Source organism: Pseudomonas sp. R11-23-07 (assembly GCF_003852295.1).
GTDB lineage: Bacteria > Pseudomonadota > Gammaproteobacteria > Pseudomonadales > Pseudomonadaceae > Aquipseudomonas.
This window is the reverse complement of the sequence record NZ_CP027761.1, coordinates 663155-682958: the sequence shown is the minus strand read 5'-3', so window position 1 is coordinate 682958 and position 19804 is coordinate 663155. Positions and strand designations below refer to the sequence as shown.

15 protein-coding genes, 2 tRNA genes and 1 pseudogene are annotated in these 19804 nt (G+C 60.3%); 5 read left to right on the top strand and 13 right to left on the bottom strand.

Going from position 1 to position 19804, the window contains the following annotated elements; all coding sequences use genetic code 11:
- Positions 1–110: 110 nt before the first annotated feature.
- The 3 genes from C4J84_RS02850 to C4J84_RS02840 form a co-directional block, all read right to left on the bottom strand.
- The gene (locus C4J84_RS02850) at positions 111–560 is read right to left on the bottom strand and encodes a hypothetical protein (RefSeq protein ID WP_124365636.1); all 450 of its coding nucleotides are present in this window, start codon (positions 558–560) and stop codon (positions 111–113) included.
- Positions 548–1477, bottom strand: coding sequence for an NAD synthetase (locus tag C4J84_RS02845; protein WP_124369397.1), 930 nt, complete (start codon positions 1475–1477; stop codon positions 548–550). The genes C4J84_RS02850 and C4J84_RS02845 overlap by 13 nt, the downstream gene beginning before the upstream one ends.
- A gap of 212 nt (positions 1478–1689) precedes the next feature.
- The gene (locus tag C4J84_RS02840) at positions 1690–3993 is read right to left on the bottom strand and encodes a YgiQ family radical SAM protein (protein ID WP_012721927.1); all 2304 of its coding nucleotides are present in this window, start codon (positions 3991–3993) and stop codon (positions 1690–1692) included.
- A gap of 218 nt (positions 3994–4211) precedes the next feature.
- Here C4J84_RS02840 and C4J84_RS02835 point away from each other — a divergent pair, with 218 nt between their 5' ends.
- The gene (locus C4J84_RS02835; protein ID WP_124434875.1) at positions 4212–8168 is read left to right on the top strand and encodes a dermonecrotic toxin domain-containing protein; all 3957 of its coding nucleotides are present in this window, start codon (positions 4212–4214) and stop codon (positions 8166–8168) included.
- Between the two features lie 6 nt (positions 8169–8174).
- Here C4J84_RS02835 and dnaB read toward each other — a convergent pair whose 3' ends face one another.
- The 7 genes from dnaB to rnr all read right to left on the bottom strand — a co-directional run bounded on the left by dnaB (position 8175) and on the right by rnr (position 15461).
- A complete protein-coding gene (gene dnaB / locus C4J84_RS02830) occupies positions 8175–9572 on the bottom strand; it encodes a replicative DNA helicase (RefSeq protein WP_003188079.1) in 1398 nt (465 codons plus the stop codon).
- Positions 9573–9683: 111 nt separating this feature from the next.
- A complete protein-coding gene (rplI, locus tag C4J84_RS02825) occupies positions 9684–10130 on the bottom strand; it encodes a 50S ribosomal protein L9 (protein ID WP_003171376.1) in 447 nt (148 codons plus the stop codon).
- Between the two features lie 18 nt (positions 10131–10148).
- On the bottom strand, positions 10149–11042 hold the full coding sequence (locus C4J84_RS02820) for a hypothetical protein (RefSeq protein ID WP_124361031.1): 894 nt from the start codon (positions 11040–11042) through the stop codon (positions 10149–10151).
- A gap of 36 nt (positions 11043–11078) precedes the next feature.
- Positions 11079–11309 (bottom strand): 30S ribosomal protein S18, encoded by a 231-nt coding sequence (gene rpsR, locus C4J84_RS02815; RefSeq protein WP_002551829.1) that lies wholly within the window; start codon positions 11307–11309, stop codon positions 11079–11081.
- A 28-nt stretch (positions 11310–11337) separates the two neighbouring features.
- Positions 11338–11760, bottom strand: a complete 423-nt coding sequence (gene rpsF / locus C4J84_RS02810; protein ID WP_003236224.1) for a 30S ribosomal protein S6 — start codon at positions 11758–11760, stop codon at positions 11338–11340.
- A gap of 309 nt (positions 11761–12069) precedes the next feature.
- Complete coding sequence (gene rlmB, locus C4J84_RS02805) at positions 12070–12831, bottom strand: 23S rRNA (guanosine(2251)-2'-O)-methyltransferase RlmB (RefSeq protein WP_124365632.1); 762 nt, start codon at positions 12829–12831, stop codon at positions 12070–12072.
- Positions 12828–15461, bottom strand: a complete 2634-nt coding sequence (gene rnr / locus C4J84_RS02800; RefSeq protein WP_124434874.1) for a ribonuclease R — start codon at positions 15459–15461, stop codon at positions 12828–12830. The genes rlmB and rnr overlap by 4 nt, the downstream gene beginning before the upstream one ends.
- Before the next feature lie 225 nt (positions 15462–15686).
- Between rnr and C4J84_RS02795 the strand changes: the two genes are divergently transcribed.
- A tRNA-Leu gene (locus C4J84_RS02795) sits at positions 15687–15773 on the top strand.
- Positions 15774–15781: 8 nt separating this feature from the next.
- Here the strand turns inward: C4J84_RS02795 and C4J84_RS26210 are convergent.
- Positions 15782–15952, bottom strand: a complete 171-nt coding sequence (locus tag C4J84_RS26210) for a hypothetical protein (RefSeq protein WP_164487761.1) — start codon at positions 15950–15952, stop codon at positions 15782–15784.
- Here C4J84_RS26210 and C4J84_RS02790 point away from each other — a divergent pair.
- From C4J84_RS02790 to C4J84_RS02780, 3 genes are all read left to right on the top strand, one after another.
- A tRNA-Leu gene (locus C4J84_RS02790) sits at positions 15927–16013 on the top strand. The genes C4J84_RS26210 and C4J84_RS02790 overlap by 26 nt on opposite strands.
- 141 nt (positions 16014–16154) lie before the next feature.
- A complete protein-coding gene (locus C4J84_RS02785) occupies positions 16155–17180 on the top strand; it encodes an iron ABC transporter substrate-binding protein (RefSeq protein WP_124369395.1) in 1026 nt (341 codons plus the stop codon).
- On the top strand, positions 17180–18733 hold the full coding sequence (locus C4J84_RS02780; protein ID WP_124369394.1) for an iron ABC transporter permease: 1554 nt from the start codon (positions 17180–17182) through the stop codon (positions 18731–18733). Before C4J84_RS02785 ends, C4J84_RS02780 begins: the two co-directional genes overlap by 1 nt.
- Positions 18734–18824: 91 nt before the next feature.
- Here the strand turns inward: C4J84_RS02780 and C4J84_RS26670 are convergent, their stop codons facing one another.
- Together C4J84_RS26670 and C4J84_RS26665 are read right to left on the bottom strand one after the other, a co-directional pair.
- Positions 18825–19529 carry a methyl-accepting chemotaxis protein gene (locus C4J84_RS26670; protein WP_372238008.1) on the bottom strand — a complete coding sequence of 235 codons (705 nt, stop codon included), beginning with the start codon at positions 19527–19529 and terminating at the stop codon, positions 18825–18827.
- Positions 19530–19730: 201 nt separating this feature from the next.
- Positions 19731–19784: pseudogene (locus C4J84_RS26665) on the bottom strand (hypothetical protein); the annotation flags it as partial.
- Between the last annotated feature and the right edge of the window lie 20 nt (positions 19785–19804).

The window sequence follows — 19804 nt, the reverse complement described above, 5'->3', positions numbered from 1 at the left end:
GTGGAGCCCGGTGCAGTACAGCACCAAAACAACGCCATCGTACGTGCCATGGTGCAGCCGCCGCACATATTTGTGGCGAACCTTTGGAGGGAGGTGGCGAATCTACCCAGTCATGGGGCCTTGTGCCTGGCGCCGAGGGCTTGGCGCAGGTGGCGAATTTCAACGAGTTTGGCGCGCATCTCGCGCTGCCCCTTGCTGTTGAGTATCAGCAGCCCGAACAGTGGAAAAACCAGCGCCAACCCATAAAGAACACGATGAGGGCCGTATTGGATCATCGGCAACACAAACAGCAGGCAGGCGACGTAGATACCGACCATCACCCATGTCCAAGCGGGCTTACCGCGCAAGATCATAAAGTTGCTATGCACCGTCAGCAGCGTGAACACCGCCCCGGCCAGCATGATCTTGAGCCCGACTTGAGCAAGGGGCGCATCATCAAAATAGGTGACGAACGCCAGCGCCACGGCCAACGCCAATGAAAAATACGCCGCAAATACGCCGCCCAGAAACGTCAGAAAGTAATGCCTGAAAAAGTCCCGGAGCGTCATCAATTCGCCCATTCTTTTACTTCCTCGTACAGCCCGATCGCGATGGTATTGACGTTTCCGGAGTAGGCGCTCCCGCCGAACCCTACTACTGCGCTCAGGGCGTCCTTAATCTGGGTCGTTGTGCCGTGCTTGAGCTGCGTAGGGGTGAAACGCTTGGTGAGTTCACCCGACGCCTGCCTCAACTTGAGCATCTTCGCGGTCAAGCTGGGATGGTTGATGCTCAGCAGCTCTTTCGTCAGCCTGGCTCTTTCCTGGCGATTCAAACCGCGCAGCACATCACGCAGGCTCTTGCCCGTCGAGGCTTTAGCGGCCCTGACCAGCTTGACCGTCGTGAGGGTCGAAGCGCCCACGCCGACCAGCGACGCTGCGTCGAGCACAATGGAAGCATTCTGGTACCAGCCTTCACTGTCGAGCCAATCGTTGACCTCGGGCTTGGCCACCTCAAGCGTCGTGCGGGCAAGGCCATTGATGCATTGCAGCGAACTCGCGCCCGCCGCCGCGTACCCTATCACCACAACGACGGAACTGGCGCCCGCACTGAACGGCACCAGGAGAGTACCGCTGGCAATCGCAGCCCAACTGATGACAGCGCCCAGACAAGAGATACCGGTGTTCACAGCCTCGCCGATCAGCCTGGACTCTCTGGGGTTGCTCGTCACATGTTGAGCGAATTGTGTGGGTGCAACGTATTTCTGCGCCTCCCGCAGGATGATGCGCTTGGGCTGGATGCTGCAGATGGGCTTGAATTCGCGCAGGGTAATGACGTTGAAGTCGGCGTCGATGTAGACAACGCCTGCGCCAACGATGCCTGGATCGGCGTCGATGGCCGCGAACAGGCGCGGCAGGTTGATCTGGCTTTCAATACGCTGGCGCGCCATGAACTGGGAGCGGTTGGAGTCCATGCCGATGGTGAGCAGGGGGTTGCTCATGGGGCGTTCTTCCTTGGTTTGGGTGGGGACTGGACGGGCGCTATCGGGAGCAAGCCCCCTCCCACATTTTGAATGTATTCACAGGTCAGAATGTGGGAGGGGACTTGCTCCCGATAGCGATCCAATGCCCGCCACCTTACCAAACAGGCTCACCACCGGCCAGAAAGCAAAACGCCAGCATGAGGCTGGCGTTCTGCATATTTAAGCTGCGATCAACGCGGCACAACCGGCTTACGCGCAGGCTTGCCGCCTTTGCCCTTCGCCGCATCGGTACGTTCCTTCGCCGCCTGCTTGTTCCGCGCCTGGGCCGCTGCCTTGGCTTGTTCACGCTTGTCCCACGGGTTGCTGCCGTCGCTGCCACGGGGTGGCAGGCCGGTGTGCTGGGTGAGAATTTTGGTGGTGGTTTCCTTGGCGACCTTATGGCTGCCGGCCGGCGTCGAGTTCTTGCGACGGGCGCTCTGGTAGCTGTCGGTGGACGGCTGGTGCAGCGGGATCAGTTGGTCCTTGCCCGGCCCGATCAGGTCGGCGCGGCCCATGCGGGTCAGCGCTTCACGCAGCATCGGCCAGCCTTTCGGGTCGTGGTAGCGCAGGAACGCCTTGTGCAGACGGCGCTGCTCCTCGCTCTTGACGATGGTTACCGCGTCGCTCTTGTAGGTGACCTTGCGCAGCGGGTTCTTGCCCGAGTGGTACATCGCGGTAGCGGTGGCCATCGGCGACGGGTAGAACGCCTGCACCTGGTCGGCGCGGAAGCCGTTGCCCTTGAGCCACAGGGCCAGGTTCATCATGTCTTCATCGGTGGTGCCGGGGTGGGCGGCGATGAAGTACGGGATCAGGTACTGCTCCTTACCCGCTTCCTTGGTGTACTTCTCGAACATGCGCTTGAACTTGTCATAGCTGCCGATGCCCGGTTTCATCATCTGGTTGAGCGGACCTTCCTCGGTGTGCTCCGGGGCGATCTTCAGGTAGCCGCCAACGTGGTGGGTAACCAGCTCTTTCACATATTCCGGCGACTCGACGGCCAGGTCATAGCGCAGGCCGGAGGCAATCAGGATCTTCTTCACACCCGGCAACGCACGGGCGCTGCGGTACAGCTGGATCAAGGAGGAGTGGTCGGTGTTCAGGTTAGGGCAGATGCCGGGGAACACGCACGAAGGCTTGCGGCACGCGGATTCGATTTCCGGGCTCTTGCAGGCGATGCGGTACATGTTTGCGGTCGGGCCGCCGAGGTCGGAAATCACCCCGGTAAAGCCCGGCACCTTGTCGCGGATCTCTTCGATTTCGCGAATGATCGACTCTTCGGAACGGTTCTGGATGATGCGGCCTTCGTGCTCGGTGATCGAGCAGAAGGTGCAGCCGCCGAAGCAGCCACGCATGATATTCACCGAGAAACGGATCATGTCGTAGGCCGGAATTTTCTCCTTGCCATACGCCGGGTGCGGTACGCGTGCGTACGGCATGCCGAACACGTAGTCCATTTCTTCAGTGGTCATGGGAATGGGCGGCGGGTTGAACCACACGTCCACTTCACCGTGCTTCTGCACCAGGGCGCGGGCGTTGCCTGGGTTGGTTTCCAGGTGCAACACGCGGTTGGCGTGGGCGTAGAGCACCGCGTCGCCACGGACTTTTTCCACCGACGGCAGGCGGATCACGGTCTTGTCGCGGGTCATGCGCGGGCTGGCCAGGATCTGCACGACCTTGGCTTCTTCCGGATCGTCGACAGGGCCTTTCTCTTGCTCGATAGCGCAAGCCTGGGTGTCCTGGGTATTGACGTACGGGTTGATGATCTTGTCGACCTTGCCCGGACGGTCGATGCGCGTGGAGTCCACTTCGTACCAGCCGGCCGGAGTATCACGACGAATGAACGCGGTGCCGCGCACATCGGTGATGTCTTCGATCTTGTGGCCCCACGACAGGCGCTGGGCGACTTCGACAATCGCGCGCTCGGCGTTGCCATACAGCAGGATATCGGCGGTGGCGTCGATCAGGATCGAGTTGCGCACGCGGTCCTGCCAGTAGTCATAGTGGGCGATGCGGCGCAGGGAGGCCTCAATGCCGCCGAGCACGATCGGCACGTTCTTGTAGGCTTCCTTGCAGCGCTGGCTGTACACCAGGCTGGCGCGGTCCGGGCGTTTGCCGGCCATGCCGCCTGGGGTGTAGGCGTCGTCGGAACGGATTTTCTTGTCGGCGGTGTAGCGGTTGATCATCGAGTCCATGTTGCCGGCCGCGACGCCGAAAAACAGGTTCGGCTCGCCGAGCTTCATGAAGTCGTCTTTGGACTGCCAGTTCGGCTGGGCAATGATCCCGACGCGAAAGCCCTGGGACTCCAGCAGCCGGCCGATGATCGCCATGCCGAACGACGGATGGTCAACGTAGGCATCACCGGTGACGATGATGATATCGCATGAATCCCAGCCAAGCTGATCCATCTCCTCCCTGCTCATCGGCAGGAATGGCGCAGGACCGAAACATTCGGCCCAGTACTTGGGATAGTCAAATAACGGCTTGGCTGTTTGCATGACGGTGACCGGTGTTGAGATGAAAAATCGCGGGCGCGGAATATAGCACAAATTTTGACCAATTCCGACGATGGCGGTCGGCTTTTAAGCCATAGGCTCACGGGGCTGCAGACCACGCTCCTTTAATAGAACGCGCGGGGGCTAATCCGTTAACCGTTGATCGAAAATTCCATGGGTAATCTGCGGCAGGTCAATCATCACTCCGGATGGCCTAGCCCATGAGCAGTCCCTTGCCACAATCGCCCCACAAGGCATTCATCAAATCCAACTTACCGGCCTGGCTGACCCAGGCGCCGGCTTCGCAGCTCGCCGATTTTCGCCGCGACCTGATCAGCAGCAATCAGGCCAGGCACGACCTCAAGGCCCTGATGGATGAACTGCAGAACCCCGAGGAGTTTGCCCGGCCTTTGTTACGCCAGACCCTGCGAACCGAGTTTTTCGGTTTGCAGGACGATGAAAACGCCATCCTGTCCCGTGAATGGAAAAACCATCACCTGTTGGGCCTGATCCGTACACACGCCCGCACCACCCGGCAGACGCTGCTGGAAGCGGCCCTGCAGAATTTCGAAGCGACCGAAGCCGAGACCGGCGGCATGGAAACAGGCACCGCCATTTACAATCCCGGCCCCACCGGCGAAGTGCTGAGCATTATTGCTGCGACACGCTTCGCCAGCGTCTGCCGCAACCTGGATATCGGCAGCCAGTACCTCGCGCATATCGATAACGTGCTTGAACCCGCGCCCAACTCCGGCACGTCCCGTACCGCCGCCGAGGTCATGCAACTCTTGTCCAGTCAAGAGCAGCTTGCCTTTGGGGTCGCACTGCATATCGCCTACCTGCAGAAGGCGTTCACCACCTGGCAGTTTCTGCAGCTGCGCAGCCTCCAGACCACTGGAAATAACATCGACATACGGTGCAGCCTTTTGACCCTCCAGGATGTTGTTCTGCCCAATGTCATGGTGATTCAGGCGTCGGCGATCGGGCTGCCGATGGTTCTCTACACACCCCAGGACCCCAGCGCGGCGTTTCGCCTGCATCCAACCTGGGAGGATCTCTACCACGGCCTGGCCGAACGCCTGGAACAGCCGCAGTACCTGGCTTTTTTCACTCGCCTGGTACCGTTGCAACATCAGGACAGCCTGTTGCATCTGGCCCCGCGACCGTCGCTGAATGCGCGCCCGAGCCTGGTGAGCACGCTCAGCCTGACCCCGGTCCGTACGCATGTGTTTCAGGACATGGCTACGCAACGCATCATCCAGATCAGGAATGACGCACGCATCCTGGCGGTGCCCACTGCCGACGTCGACCTGGTGAGCCGGCAGAAGCGTCTGCAGGGCTATCTGGAACTGGGTAAGTCACTGTTGTTTTTTGCCGCGTCATTCATTCCAATCGTCGGTGAAGTGCTGTTGGCCGTCAGCGCCTTGCAACTGCTCAATACCGTCTATGACGGCTTCGCCGCCTGGAGCCGCGGCGATAGCGAAGAGGCCTTGAACGACTTTCTCGACGCGGTGGACGACGTCGCGATGGCAGTCGCCACCGCAGGCGTGGTCAAGACCGCCGGCTTCGGTGTAAAACTGCTGAAAGTGCACGTGGCCAACAAGGGCTTGCGCCTGTGGAACCCCGACCTGACCCCCTATCGGCATCCCAAAGTGCTGCCCGACAGCCTGGTCGCGGATAAGCAGGGTTTGTATAAACATGCGCAGCGGCATTACCTGAAGCTCGATGATCAGGTTCATGCCTTGCAACGGGCGCCCGATAGCCAGCAATGGCAGCTGTCCCACCCCACCGACCCCGACGCGTACGCGCCGCCCGTGCGGGGCAACTCTGTCGGCGGATGGCGCGCCGAGCATGAGACGCCCGCCGACTGGAACAACCTCAAGCTGATCCAACGCCTGGGACCGGACGGGGCCTCGATCAAACAGCCCGCCGTTGAGCCGATCCTGCTGCTCGGCGGCATGGACAGCGCCGGCCTGCGCGAGCTCCACCAGGATATGCTGAGGCCGCCGCCGTTGCTGCGGGACACGATCAAGCACTTCAACCTGGACCAGGAGATCGCCGATTTCAACCTCGATCGCGCCGAAGGCACTAAGGTCACACCGCAGTCCCCCTTCATCCAGTTCCACCTGGTGTGTGCATTGCCGGAATGGCCTGCGACCCGGCGGCTGAAAATCGTCGACGAACGGCAACAGGTACTGATCAGCCACGGTAGCGGCGCCAACGCGATCGAGGTGAGCGCTTCACGCTTCAGAAAAGGCGAACTGCTGCATGCACTGGAGGAGCAGATGCCGCGGGAAGAATTCAATCAACTGCTACCTGCGCTGTACATCGACTATTTCACCCCGGTCGAAAACCTTGCCTCACGCCTGCTGGAAAGCGTTCCGGCACAACGCCAGCGCCTGTTTTCGTTGCTCGATAGCCACGGCGAGGAACCCGTTAGCCAGGTTGAACAGGACCTTCGCGTAACCATGCCCGAACTGTCCAAGCGTCACCTTGAAGAAATGGAAACCACCCTCAGCCCGCAGGAACGGCAACACCTGCACCAGGAGAAAAAACTGCCGTCAACACAAGAGTGGGAAGCCACCCAATACCGCGACGTGGCGCGCAGCGCACGCATCCACAAAGGCATTTTTCTCGATTCGATGAGCAGTAACGAGAGCGTGCCACTGGTGCTGCACACTCTGGAACAGTTGCCAGGCTGGCCAGGCGCACGCCGCATCGAAGTGTACGAGAATGATAACAGCGGCCCGCTGCTGGGACATATTGGCAGCGAACAGGACAGTGTGCGTCACATCCTGATCCGCCAGGGCGAACAGTACCCCGTGCAGGACGCCGAGGCGACAGAGCTGCATGCACCGAGCACGCTGTTCAGCGCGCTGGAACATACGCTGACCGAGGCCGAGCGCAGCGCGCTTTTGCGTGAGTCGAATGCAGGCACGCTCAAACAAGCCATCCACCAGCATAGCCTGGCAATGATCGCCAAACCGCCGCTGCCGCCGCTCGCCAGGCTAGCCCCAACGGCGCCCATGCAGGCCCTCGGGATTGCGCTTGATCCACTGTTCGCCACGCAAACCGCCCCGGCAGGCCTGACGCTGCGCGCTGATGGTATCCATCAGTCAGCTCCGCTGCCCAACGGTGGCTATCACTATTACGTCCTGGAGGGCGGGAACTACTTTCAGGTCAAAGCCGAAGGGCAGAAATTGCGACTGATCGATGCCCGCAGCCCGTTCCGGGCTTACCGGCCCTACCTGCGCGCAAAAACCTCCGGTGGCTGGGATATCGATCCGAGCAGCCAGGGGTTGATGGGTGGCATGCAAGCGGCTGCTTTGCCGTCGGGAGAGCCGATGGAGCTTAGCGACGAGTTTGAGTCGGCGCACTCATCCAGCGAATACGACTCAGCAGAAGAAGGCACGGTCAACAGCCTGTATACGCCGCAGGAGATGGAGACCATGCGGTCCACACGAAGCTATCAACACAGCCAGAACTATCGACGCATTTATGATCGCGCCAACAATGGCCGCTACCCCCTGCGCGATTTAACAGGTCGCCCATTGCGGATTAGAAGCATACAAATCCGCAGCAAATCGCTCACGTCCGATCAAACTTTCAGCAAGGAACTGATCCTGCCTTTTTTGCAGTGGGAAGGGTATGAACGGGTTGCACGCCTCTATGAAGACAAACTAGAAGTGACACCCTTCACCGCAGCCCACCAAAAGTGTGTGCAGGAGGCAGTGATGATCGGCGAGCAGACCGTCATAAGCAGGAAGCCGCTGATAAAAGGTGAGGCGCTCGGCGTCTATGGCGGGGAACTGGTGCCGTATTATGTGGCGGCTTATCGGCAGGATCCCTATTTGATCGACGTCAAACCTTTTGAACCCATTCCCGCTGCACCACAGCCGGTCATTTTGTCGGGTGACAACGTACTTTCGCGAATAAATACGATTTTTGAGTACGAAGCAAATCTGCCGGTCAGGCAGGCATCCACGGGCTATAACGTAGAGGTTGCGCGGTTCAACGTCACGACACAGATTGCCGAGCAACCCAGGGACAACTTTTTCCTCAGTGCATTCTTTGCCAGTGAAGATATCCCTGCCGGTACCGAGTTGCGCTGGAACTACCAATACAACGAGCCCACGGTGAGGGCGCTGTTCGGTGCGCTCCCTCAGGCAAACGCCTGAAGCCGATTACTCATCGTCATCGAAGTTGTAGCTGCCCGGCGCGAGGTTCTCGAAGCGTGTGTACTTACCGATGAACGCCAGGCGGATAAAGCCGATCGGCCCGTTCCGCTGCTTGCCGATGATGATTTCGGCAATGCCCTTGTGCTCGGTTTCGGGGTGATACACCTCGTCGCGGTACACGAACATGATCACGTCGGCATCCTGCTCGATCGCGCCGGATTCACGCAAGTCGGAGTTCACCGGACGTTTGTTGGGACGTTGTTCCAGGGAACGGTTGAGCTGGGACAGCGCCACCACCGGGCAGTTGAATTCCTTGGCCAGGGCCTTGAGGGACCGAGAGATTTCGGAAATCTCGTTGGTGCGGTTGTCGCCGCTGGAACCCGGAATCTGCATCAACTGCAGGTAGTCGATCATGATCAACGCAATGTCGCCGTGTTCACGCACCAGGCGACGGGTGCGCGCGCGCATTTCGGACGGGCTGATACCGGCAGTGTCATCGATGAACAGCTTACGGTCGTTGAGCAGGTTGACCGCCGAGGTCAGGCGCGGCCAATCGTCATCCTCGAGTTGGCCGGAACGCACTTTGGTCTGGTCGATACGGCCGAGTGACGAAAGCATACGCATGATCAGCGATTCGCCTGGCATCTCGAGGGAGTACACCAGCACCGCCTTGTCACTGCGCAGTACGGCGTTTTCCACCAGGTTCATCGCAAAGGTGGTCTTGCCCATCGACGGACGGCCGGCCACGATGATCAAGTCGGACGGCTGCAGGCCGCTGGTCTTCTCGTCGAGGTCGGTGTAGCCGGTGGAAATACCGGTAATCGCGGCATCGGTGTTGAACAAGGTGTCGATGCGGTCGATGGCCTTGGTCAGCAGGTCATTGACGCTGACCGGGCCGCCGGTTTTCGGGCGGGCTTCGGCGATCTGGAAGATCTGGCGCTCGGCTTCGTCGAGGATCTCGGCGGCGGTGCGGCCTTCAGGGTTGAAGGCGCTGTCGGCGATTTCGGTGCTGATGCCGATCAACTGGCGCAGGGTGGCGCGCTCGCGGACGATCTGCGCATAGGCCTTGATGTTGGCGACGGACGGCGTGTTTTTCGCCAGTTCGCCGAGGTAACCCAGGCCGCCGACTTGGGAGGTCTGGCCTTCCTTGTCCAGTTGCTCGGCCAGGGTCACCACGTCGATCGGTGAGTTCTGGTCGGCCAGCTTGGCGATAGCACGGAAGATCAGGCGGTGGTCATGACGATAGAAATCCCCGTCCGAGACTTGATCCAGCACGCGTTCCCAGGCGTTGTTGTCCAGCATCAAGCCACCGAGCACGGCCTGTTCGGCCTCGATGGAATGCGGCGGCACCTTCAGGGCAGCGGTTTGCAGATCGTATTGCTCAGGAGCGGAGATTTCGTTCATGGCCACTTGGAATTTAGGGGTGTGTAGAAAAACAAAAGGCACGACCTGTAAACAGGATCGTGCCCGATGTTAACCGGCTGACACGCGAGGTGCCAGTCAGTTAGGTGCGGCTTAAGCTGCTACCACGACAACGCGTACGGTGGCTTCAACTTCGGCGTGCAGGTGCACGGCCACGTCGAATTCGCCTACGTTGCGGATGGTGCCGTTCGGCAGACGAACTTCGCTCTTCTGCACTTCAACGCCGGAGGCGGTCAGTGCATCAGCGATGTCGTGGGTGCCGATCGAACCGAACAGCTTGCCTTCGTCACCGGCGGTGGCAGTGATAGTCACTTCCAGCTCAGCCAGTTGGGCAGCGCGAGTTTCGGCCGAAGCTTTTTTGTCTGCTGCTGCTTTTTCCAGCTCAGCACGACGCTCTTCAAACGCAGCCAGGTTGGCAGCGGTTGCAGCGGTGGCTTTGCCGTATGGCAGCAGGTAGTTACGACCGTAGCCGGCCTTAACGTTCACTTTGTCGCCCAGGTTGCCCAGGTTGGCGACTTTTTCCAGAAGGATCAGTTGCATGTGAAAATCCTCTAACTTTTAACCTTCACCGTTCGCGCTATCGGCATCTTTCGACGCCAGACGTCCGCGAAAATCAATCAGGCCGTCGACAATGGCCAAAACCACGAGTAACGGATAGATCAGCTGCATGAACAGCAACAGCGTGACGTACAACCCCACCAGCCAGAACCTGGCCAGGCGCTTGCGCGCAACCAGCCCATGAATCAGGGCCAGCCCGGCAAACACCAGCGGTACGCTGCAAATCGGCGCCAACAAGGCCATCTGTGGACCGAAGTTCGGCCCGACAACCATGCACGCCAGCAGCAACATCGCCGGCCCCGCAGGAATTCTGATACTGCGAAATTCGCGACCAAAACCACCCGGGTTGTACAACAACGCCTGCCAATAACGCCCAAGAATCAGGCTCAGCACGCTGACAACCTGCAACAAAGCCGCAATCAGGCCGGTCAGGACCGGCGCAATCAGTGACGCAAACCGCGCTCGCTCATCTACCGACAATTGCTGGTAGAGATCCCCGAGGGCCAGCGGCAGGATCTTGACGATTTCCTGCGCCAGCGCCTCGATTTGCGGGCGGAAAGCCGCGCCAAGCATCACTGAGTACACCAACCCCAATGCCACGCTGACCAGCAGCGTGCGGACCCAGGACTCACTTGCGCGTAAAACCAACGCAAGGCTCGATGACCCCAGCAGTACCAGAAGTACCCGTGGATCACCCATTTGCAGCCACCAGATCAAGGCCGGCAACAAACCCAGGGCAAGAACGCCAAGAGCGTCCTTCAAACCGCGCCGCAGGAGCACAAGGCAACCTGCGGCAGCACCCAACCAATAAAGCAACGGCAATGCCGCACAGCCAGCCACTACCAGAGTGGCCTGCATACGACCGCGCATGATGAACTCAGCTAAGGCGCGCATGCATTCAATCCCTTACTACTTGTCGACTGCCCGGTCTCAGCGGCCGTGGCTGTCGGTGTAGGCCAGCAGGGCCAGGAAGCGGGCGCGCTTGATAGCGGTGGCCAGCTGACGCTGATAACGTGCTTTGGTACCGGTGATACGGCTTGGAACGATTTTGCCGGTCTCGGATACGTAGGCTTTCAGAGTGTTGAGATCTTTGTAATCGATCTCTTTCACGTCTTCAGCGGTGAAGCGGCAGAATTTACGACGACGGAAGAAACGTGCCATTTGATAGGCTCCTTAAAAGGTCCGTGGATTACTCGTCAGCGTTATCGCTGTTGTCGCTGTCATCACTATCAGCGCTATCAGCGCCTTCGTGCTCAGGACGGTCGCGACGCTCACGGCGCTCACTGCGGTTTTCTTCAGCCTTGAGCATCTCGGATTGGCCGGTAACGGCTTCTTCGCGACGGATGACCAGGTTACGGATCACTGCATCGTTGTAGCGGAAGTTGTCTTCCAGCTCGGCCAGGGCCTTGCCAGTGCATTCAACGTTCAGCATCACGTAGTGAGCCTTGTGAACATTGTTGATTGCGTAGGCCAGTTGACGACGGCCCCAATCTTCCAGACGGTGGATTTTGCCGCCGTCTTCTTCGATCAGCTTGGTGTAACGCTCAACCATGCCGCCGACTTGCTCGCTTTGATCCGGGTGGACCAAAAAGATGATTTCGTAATGACGCATGAATGCTCCTTACGGGTTGTAGCCTGCCGCTCAAAAACGGTCAGACAAGGAGTGAATGACACTTATGGATCTTGCCGCAGGGGAGGCACATGCGTGCCTGCCAGGTGGGCAAGGGGCGCAATTGTAGAGAAGGGGAAGGAGCGGCGCAAGGTGATTGGTGATTATTTGAACAATCCCCCAAACACCACAAAAACAAATGTGGGAGGGGGCTTGCTCCCGATGGCGGTGTTTCAGTTACAGATGTTGTGACTGACTCACCGCAATCGGGAGCAAGCCCCCTCCCACAGTTTGATCCAGGCCAGGCCTGGCTTACTTCTTGGGCTTGGCCTTCGCCTTGGCACCGCGCTGACGCTGGGCTTCAAACAGGCACACGCCCGTTGCCACCGAAACGTTCAGGCTGCTGACGCTACCGGCCATCGGCAAGTGCACCAGGTAATCGCAATGCTCACGGGTCAAGCGACGCATGCCCTTGCCTTCGGCGCCCATGATCAGGATGGTCGGGCCGGTGAGGTCCTGGTCATAGATGCTGACTTCAGCCTCCCCCGCCGTGCCGACAATCCACAAGCCGCGTTGCTGGAGCTTTTCCAGGGTGCGCGCCAGGTTGGTCACGGCCACCAGCGGAATCACTTCCGCCGCGCCGCAGGCGACTTTACGCACGACCGGCGTGAGGGTCGCCGACTTGTCTTTAGGCACGATCACCGCCAGCGCGCCGGCGGCATCCGCCGAACGCAGGCAGGCGCCGAGGTTGTGCGGGTCGGTCACGCCGTCCAGCACCAGCAGCAACGGCGCGCCTTCAGTACGGTCGAGCAGCTCGTCGAGCATGGCCTCGCCCCACACCTGGCTCGGGCTGACGTCGGCAACCACGCCTTGGTGAACGCCTTCTACCCATACGTCCATTTCACGGCGTTCAGCCTGGCCGATGGCAACCTTGTTCTGGTTGGCCAACTCGACCAGCGCCTGCACGCGTGGCTCGCTGCGACCTTCCGCCAACCACACTTGCTTGACGCGCTTGGGGTGGTGACGCAGCAGTGCTTCTACGGCATGCACGCCGTAGATTTTTTCCAGACTCATGGCTTGGCCTTAGGTTTGCGCGACCCGCCGCTTTTCGCGGGGGCCGAACCCGCTTTGGGCGGGCCTTTACGGTGTTTACTGGGTTTGCTCGAGGGTTTTTCCGCCCCTTGGGACTTTCCCCCAGACGCCGCTTTACCACCGCTTTTGGCTTCGTTGAGCAACTGCTGCTTCAACTCGCGACTCTTGCGCAGCTCGGCATTTTTCGCCGCAGCGTCGCTTGGGCGATAGGCTTCCGGGGCCTTTTCCTTGGCCGACGAACGACGACCAGCCTTGGCCGGCGCAGGCTCGGCGGCCGCCGCTTTCGCAGGAGCCCCTTTGCCTTTGCTGGCCGGTGCGGTGGTTTCGCCGCCACGCTTTTTGCGACCCGCAGGCTCGGCCGGCTTGTCAGGCATACCGAAGTCGATCTTGCGTTCGTCGAGGTCGACGCGCATGACCTGTACTTCTACCGTGTCACCCAGGCGGAAACTGCGCCCGGTGCGCTCGCCCGCCAGGCGGTGATGCACAGGGTCGAAGTGGTAGTAGTCACCCGGCAAGGCGGTGACGTGCACCAGACCCTCGACGTAGATGTCGGTCAGCTCGACGAACAGGCCGAAACCGGTCACGGCGGTGATCACACCCGGGAACGACTCGCCCACGCGATCCTTCATGAATTCGCACTTGAGCCAATTCACCACATCGCGGGTGGCTTCATCGGCGCGGCGCTCGCTCATGGAGCACTGCTCGCCCAACTGTTCCAGGGCCGCTTCGTCGTACGGATAGATCCGTGCCTTCGGAATGGTCATGGCACCGGCGCGCTTGACGTGCGGAGTGTTCTGCTTGGAATGGATCACGCTGCGGATCGCGCGGTGCGTGAGCAGGTCCGGGTAACGCCGGATCGGCGAAGTGAAGTGGGTGTACGCCTCGTAATTCAGGCCGAAGTGGCCCTGGTTATCGGCGCTGTACACCGCCTGGCTCAACGAACGCAGCATGACGGTCTGGATCACGTGATAATCCGGACGGTCCTTGATGCTGGCCAACAGAGCCTGGTAGTCCTTCGGCGTCGGGCCGTCCTTGCCTTTGTGCAGGGACAGGCCGAGCTCACCGAGGAAGGCGCGCAGTTTTTCCAGGCGCTCCGGCGGCGGGCCGTCGTGCACCCGGTACAGCGCTGGAATCTCGTGCTTTTTCAGGAATTCAGCGGTGGCCACGTTGGCGGCCAGCATGCATTCCTCGATCAGCTTGTGCGCGTCGTTACGCGTCGTTGGGGTGATCGCGGCGATCTTGCGCTCGGAACCGAAGACAATCCGGGTTTCCTGGGTTTCAAAATCGATCGCGCCACGCACATGACGGGCACCCAGCAACACTTTGTACAACGAGTACAGCTGCTTGAGGTGCGGCACCACGTCGGCGTACTCGGTACGCAGGGCTTTGGCTTCGCTGGTCTTCGGCGTTTCCAGGATGGTGCTGACCTTGTTGTAGGTCAGGCGCGCCTGGGAATGGATCACCGCTTCGTAGAACTGGTAGTCGGTCATTTCGCCGGTTTTCGAGATGGTCATCTCGCACACCATGGCCAAACGGTCGACTTTCGGGTTCAGGGAGCACAGGCCGTTGGACAGCTGCTCGGGCAGCATCGGGATCACGCGCTCAGGGAAGTACACGGAGTTGCCGCGCACCTGGGCTTCGTTATCCAGGGCCGAACCGATCTTCACGTAGCTGGACACATCGGCAATCGCGACGTACAACTTCCAGCCGCCGGAGAACAGGCGCAGTTTGCCAGGCTTGGCTTCGCAGTAGACCGCATCGTCGAAGTCACGGGCGTCTTCGCCGTCGATGGTGACGAACGGCAGATGGCGCAAGTCGATGCGCTTCTCTTTGTCCTTGTCTTCGACTTCCGGCTTGAGCTTGGCGGCTTCCTTGAGCACAGCGTCGGGCCAGACGTGGGGAATATCGTAGGTGCGCAGCGCGACGTCGATTTCCATGCCCGGCGCCATGTAGTTGCCGACCACTTCAACGATATCGCCTTGGGGCTGGAAGCGCGCAGTTGGCCAGTGGGTGATTTTCACCTCGACGAACTGGCCGACCTTGGCGGCGCCATTGCGGCCCGGGGTGATCAGCACTTCCTGCTGGACCTTCGGGTTATCCGGCACGACAAAGCCGATACCGCCTTCTTCGAAGTAACGGCCGACGATGGACTCGTGGGCACGGGACACCACTTCGACGATCACGCCTTCACGACGACCACGACGGTCCAGGCCGGAAACACGCGCCAGCGCACGGTCGCCGTCGAACACCAGGCGCATTTGCGCGGGGCTCATGAACAGGTCGTCGCTGCCATCATCCGGGATCAGGAAGCCGAAGCCGTCCCGGTGGCCGGCGATGCGGCCGAGGATCAGGTCGAGCTTGTCGACCGGCGCATAGGTGCCACGGCGGGTGTAGATCAGCTGAGCGTCGCGCTCCATCGCACGCAAACGGCGGCGCAGGGCTTCGAGCTGGTCTTCGGTGGTCAGACCGAATTCTTCAACCAGCTGCTCACGGCTAGCAGGCGAACCACGATCGGCGAGGTGCGCCAGGATCAGTTCGCGGCTAGGAATAGGGTTTTCATATTTTTCCGCTTCACGAGCGGCCTCGGGATCGAGGGACTGCCAATCGGCCATTAGAGAGTTTTCACCTTGTCTATATGCGGGTTAGTTTGGCATACGCGTATTGAAACGGGAAATTTCAGGCATCAACAAGTGTTTAAAAGCCCTTTGTAGCCCACCGACGCATACCTTGCACGACCATTGAGGGAATTTTCCAGGCTTTTTTCATACCGGGGGTTTACAGCTGAAAAAGGGCTCCGTATAGTGCGCGCCATCGACGACGGCAACGTTGTTGATGCTGCCCAGGTGGTGAAATTGGTAGACACGCCAGCTTCAGGTGCTGGTGATCGCAAGGTCGTGGAAGTTCGAGTCTTCTCCTGGGCACCAAATTCAGATCAAACCCGCGAAAGCGGGTTTTTTCGTTTCAGGCCTTTGATTCTTAACGTAAAACCTGATTTATTTTTTTGAATCAGGGGTTTACAGATTAAAAAGCCCGCCGTATAGTTCGCCCCATCAACAGCGGCAACGTCGCTTGATAATGCCCAGGTGGTGAAATTGGTAGACACGCCAGCTTCAGGTGCTGGTGATCGCAAGGTCGTGGAAGTTCGAGTCTTCTCCTGGGCACCAAATTCAGATCAAACCCGCGAAAGCGGGTTTTTTCGTTTCTGGGGTTTAAAACTTGGTAATGGGGCCTGCTCATGCGCACTTGAGAAGGTTTATCGTTTATCCTTGTAAGAATTTGTAGCTTACAAGTGAGGAAAACCCCGGATGATGATCCGCGATACCCGTCTCAAGACCTCCCTTCTGCGTGGCCTGACCATCACTCTGCTCGGCCTGACCCTGCTCTCGCCCGCCGCCCATAGCGCCGAAAAGATCTCCCTGACCCTGTACAACGGCCAGCACAAGGAAGTCGGCGATGAACTCGCCAAAGCCTTCGAAGCCAAGACCGGCATTCACGTCAATGTACGCAAGGGCAGCAGCAATCAACTGGCCAGCCAAATCGTCGAAGAAGGCGACCGCTCGCCTGCCGACGTGATCTACACCGAAGAATCGCCGCCGCTGAACAAGCTGGGCGAGCAAGGCCTGCTAGCCAGGATCGACGCCAGCACCCTCGATGTATTGCCCAAGGACTACGTCGGCAGTAACGGTGACTGGATGGGCGTGACCGCACGCACCCGCGTCGTCGCTTTCAATCCCAAGCTGATTGCCGAAAAAGACCTGCCCAAATCGGTGCTGGATTTCGCCGGTCCCGAGTGGCAAGGCAAGGTTGGCTTCGTGCCCACCAGCGGTGCGTTCCAGGAGCAGGCGGTGGCTATCATCAAGCTGCACGGGCGTGAAGCCGCAGAAGAATGGCTGACCGGCCTGCGCGCATTCGGCAAGGTGTACAGCAACAATATGGTTGCGCTCAAAGCCGTGGAAAACGGCGAAGTCGCCACCGTGCTGGTGAACAACTATTACTGGTTTGCCTTGAAGAAAGAGAAAACCAACCTCGACTCCCAACTGCACTATTTCACCGACGGCGATGCCGGCGGCCTGATTACCGTGTCTTCGGCTGCCGCGCTGAAATCCAGCAAACACCCCAAGGAAGCCCAGCAACTGCTGGCGTTCATGGCCAGTGAAGAAGGCCAGCGCGTGATCACCAACACCTCGGCTGAATACCCGCTGCGCAAAGGCATGCAGTCCAATCGCGGCCTCAAGCCTTTCAACGAACTGCAGCCGCCGAAAGTCACCCCCGCCGACCTGGGCAATGCCGAAGAGGCCCTGGACCTGGAACGTGACGTTGGCTTGAACTGATGAACCCATCGCTCAGCGCCGCAGGTTTTCGCCCCCGGCGCAAACGCCCTTCGATCTGGCTGCTGTTGCCGGTGCTATTCCTGGTAGGCCTGAGTCTGTTGCCGCTGGCCTATGTCGGGCTCAAGACCTGGCAGGCTGGTTGGGCGCAGGCGGTGCATCTGCTGTGGCGACCTTATGTCTTCGGGCTGCTGCGCAACACCCTGGCGCTGATGGTGGGCGTGACGGTGGTGTGCGGCGTGGTCGGCCTGTCCCTGGCCTGGTTGCTGGAGCGCAGCAACCTGCCTGGACGGCGCCTCTGGGGGGTGATCCTGTGTCTGCCGTTTGCGGTGCCGGCGTTTGTCAGCAGCTTCACCTGGGTGTCGCTGAGCGCCAACTTCGAAGGCCTCGGCGGCGCGATCCTGGTGATGAGCCTGTCCAAATACCCGCTGGTGTTTCTGCCGGTGGCCGCGACACTGCGTAATCTTGATCCCGCCCTGGAAGAATCAGCGCGCACCCTGGGCCTGAATCGCTGGGGCGTGTTTCGACGCATCACCTTGCCGCTGTTGTGGCCCTCGCTGGTGGCCGGCGCGCTGCTGATTGCGCTGCACATGCTGGTGGAGTTCGGGGCTTTGTCGATCATCGGCTTGCAGACCTTCACGACCGCGATCTATCAGCAATTCGAGCTGGAGTTCAGCAACGCCAATGCGGCGATGCTCTCGGCGGTACTGCTGGCGATGTGCCTGACCCTGTTGTGGCTGGAGCTGCGCATGCGTGGCAAGGGCCGCCATGTGCGTATCGGCCAGGGCGCGGCGCGGCACGCTGAACAGGTGAAATTGGGCAAGTGGGCGCCGCTCGGTCAGCTGTATTGCCTGGCGCTGGCAGTCATCGGCAGCGGCATTCCGCTGGGGATGCTCGGCTATTGGCTGGCCGTGGGTTCGTCGGCGGCGTTTCCGGTGGCCGAGATCAGTGAAGCGTTGTTATCGTCCCTGGCGCTGTCCCTGGGTGGCGCAGCGGTGTGCCTGGCGTTTGCGGTGCCGGTAGGCTTGCTGGTGGTGCGCTATAAAGGCCGACTGGCGATCTGGGCTGAACGCCTGCCCTACCTGCTGCACGCACTGCCCGGCCTGGTGATTGCACTGACCCTGGTGTATTTCGCCCTGCATTACGTGCCGGCGCTGTATCAAACGTCGGCGCTGCTGCTGATCGCCTACGCGCTGTTGTTTCTGCCGCTGGCCCAGGCGCCGATACGCACGGCATTGAACAAGGCCGCGCCCCAGCTGGAAGAGGCTGCGCGGACGCTGGGGGCATCGCCCTTCAGTGCGTTTTGCCGGGTGACACTGCCGATCATCTTCCCGGCATTGGGTGCGGCGTTTGCCCTGGTGTTTCTGGATGCGATGAAGGAATTGACGGCGACCTTGCTGCTGAGTCCGACCGGGCTGAATACCTTGGCGACTGCCGTGTGGGCGCATACGTCGAATGTGGAGTTTGCGGCGGCTGCGCCTTATGCGGCGTTGTTGATCCTGGTGTCGGGGTTGCCGGTTTATTTGCTGACGACGCGGATGTATCTGAGTCGCTGAGACCGCTATCGGGGGCAAGCCCCCTCCCACATTTGGAATGCGTTCCCATGTGGGAGGGGGCTTGCTCCCGATGAGGCCAGAACAGGCAACACTAAGCTCGGAACTGCCCCAGACTCGCCTTCAACTGCGCCGCCAACCCGTCCAGCACCTTGCCACTGGCCGTGGTTTCCACCACCGCCTGCGCAGCACGCTCGGCCTGGGCGTGGATCACCTCGACGCGCCCACGCACCGCATGCGCGCCCTGTGCCTGGTGCTCGGCCGCGCGGGTCGCCAGGCCGATTGCCGCGTGCACCTGCTCCACCGAAGCCTGCACCGTCTGCTGCAAACGCACGCTCTCGCGCAGTACCAGCAAGCCCTCACTGGCCTGGCGCCCGGCTTTGCCGATGGTGTCCACCGCCTCACGCGCGCCCTGCTGCAACGCCACGATATGCGCCTGGATATCACCGGTGGAGCTTTGGGTTTTACTGGCCAGTGCGCGCACTTCGTCTGCAACCACCGCAAAACCGCGCCCCGTTTCACCGGCGCGTGCCGCTTCGATGGCGGCGTTCAGGGCGAGCAGGTTGGTTTGCTCGGCGATCCCATGGATCACCGTCAGCACCACTTCAATCTGCTCACTCTGTTGGGCCAGGCGCTCAATAACCTGGGACCCCGCCTGCACCTGCCCCGCCAACGCTTCGATCAAACTGCCAACTTCGGCCGACGTGCGTGAGTTCTCATCCGTCGCCTGCCGAATCTCCACCACCTGTTGCAGCGCCGCCTGCATGGCATGGCTTTCGGCCTGGGCCTCATCGGCCATCTGCGACAGTGCGCGCAGGCTCTCGGCGACTTCATCACGCTGCAAACCGGCAGCCTTGTCGGCGCCCGCATTGCGCAAGGTCATCGCGCCGATTTCCACACCGGTGCGCTGGGCCACCTCCCCCGCTTCGCGCACGATGGGCTGCAACTTATCCACAAAGCGATTGACCGCCGAAGCCATGTCGCCGATCTCATCCTTGCTGCTGATTTGCACCCGCTTGGTAAGGTCGCCCTCGCCCGCCGCCAAATCATCCATGGCAGCGATCAGCAGCTTCA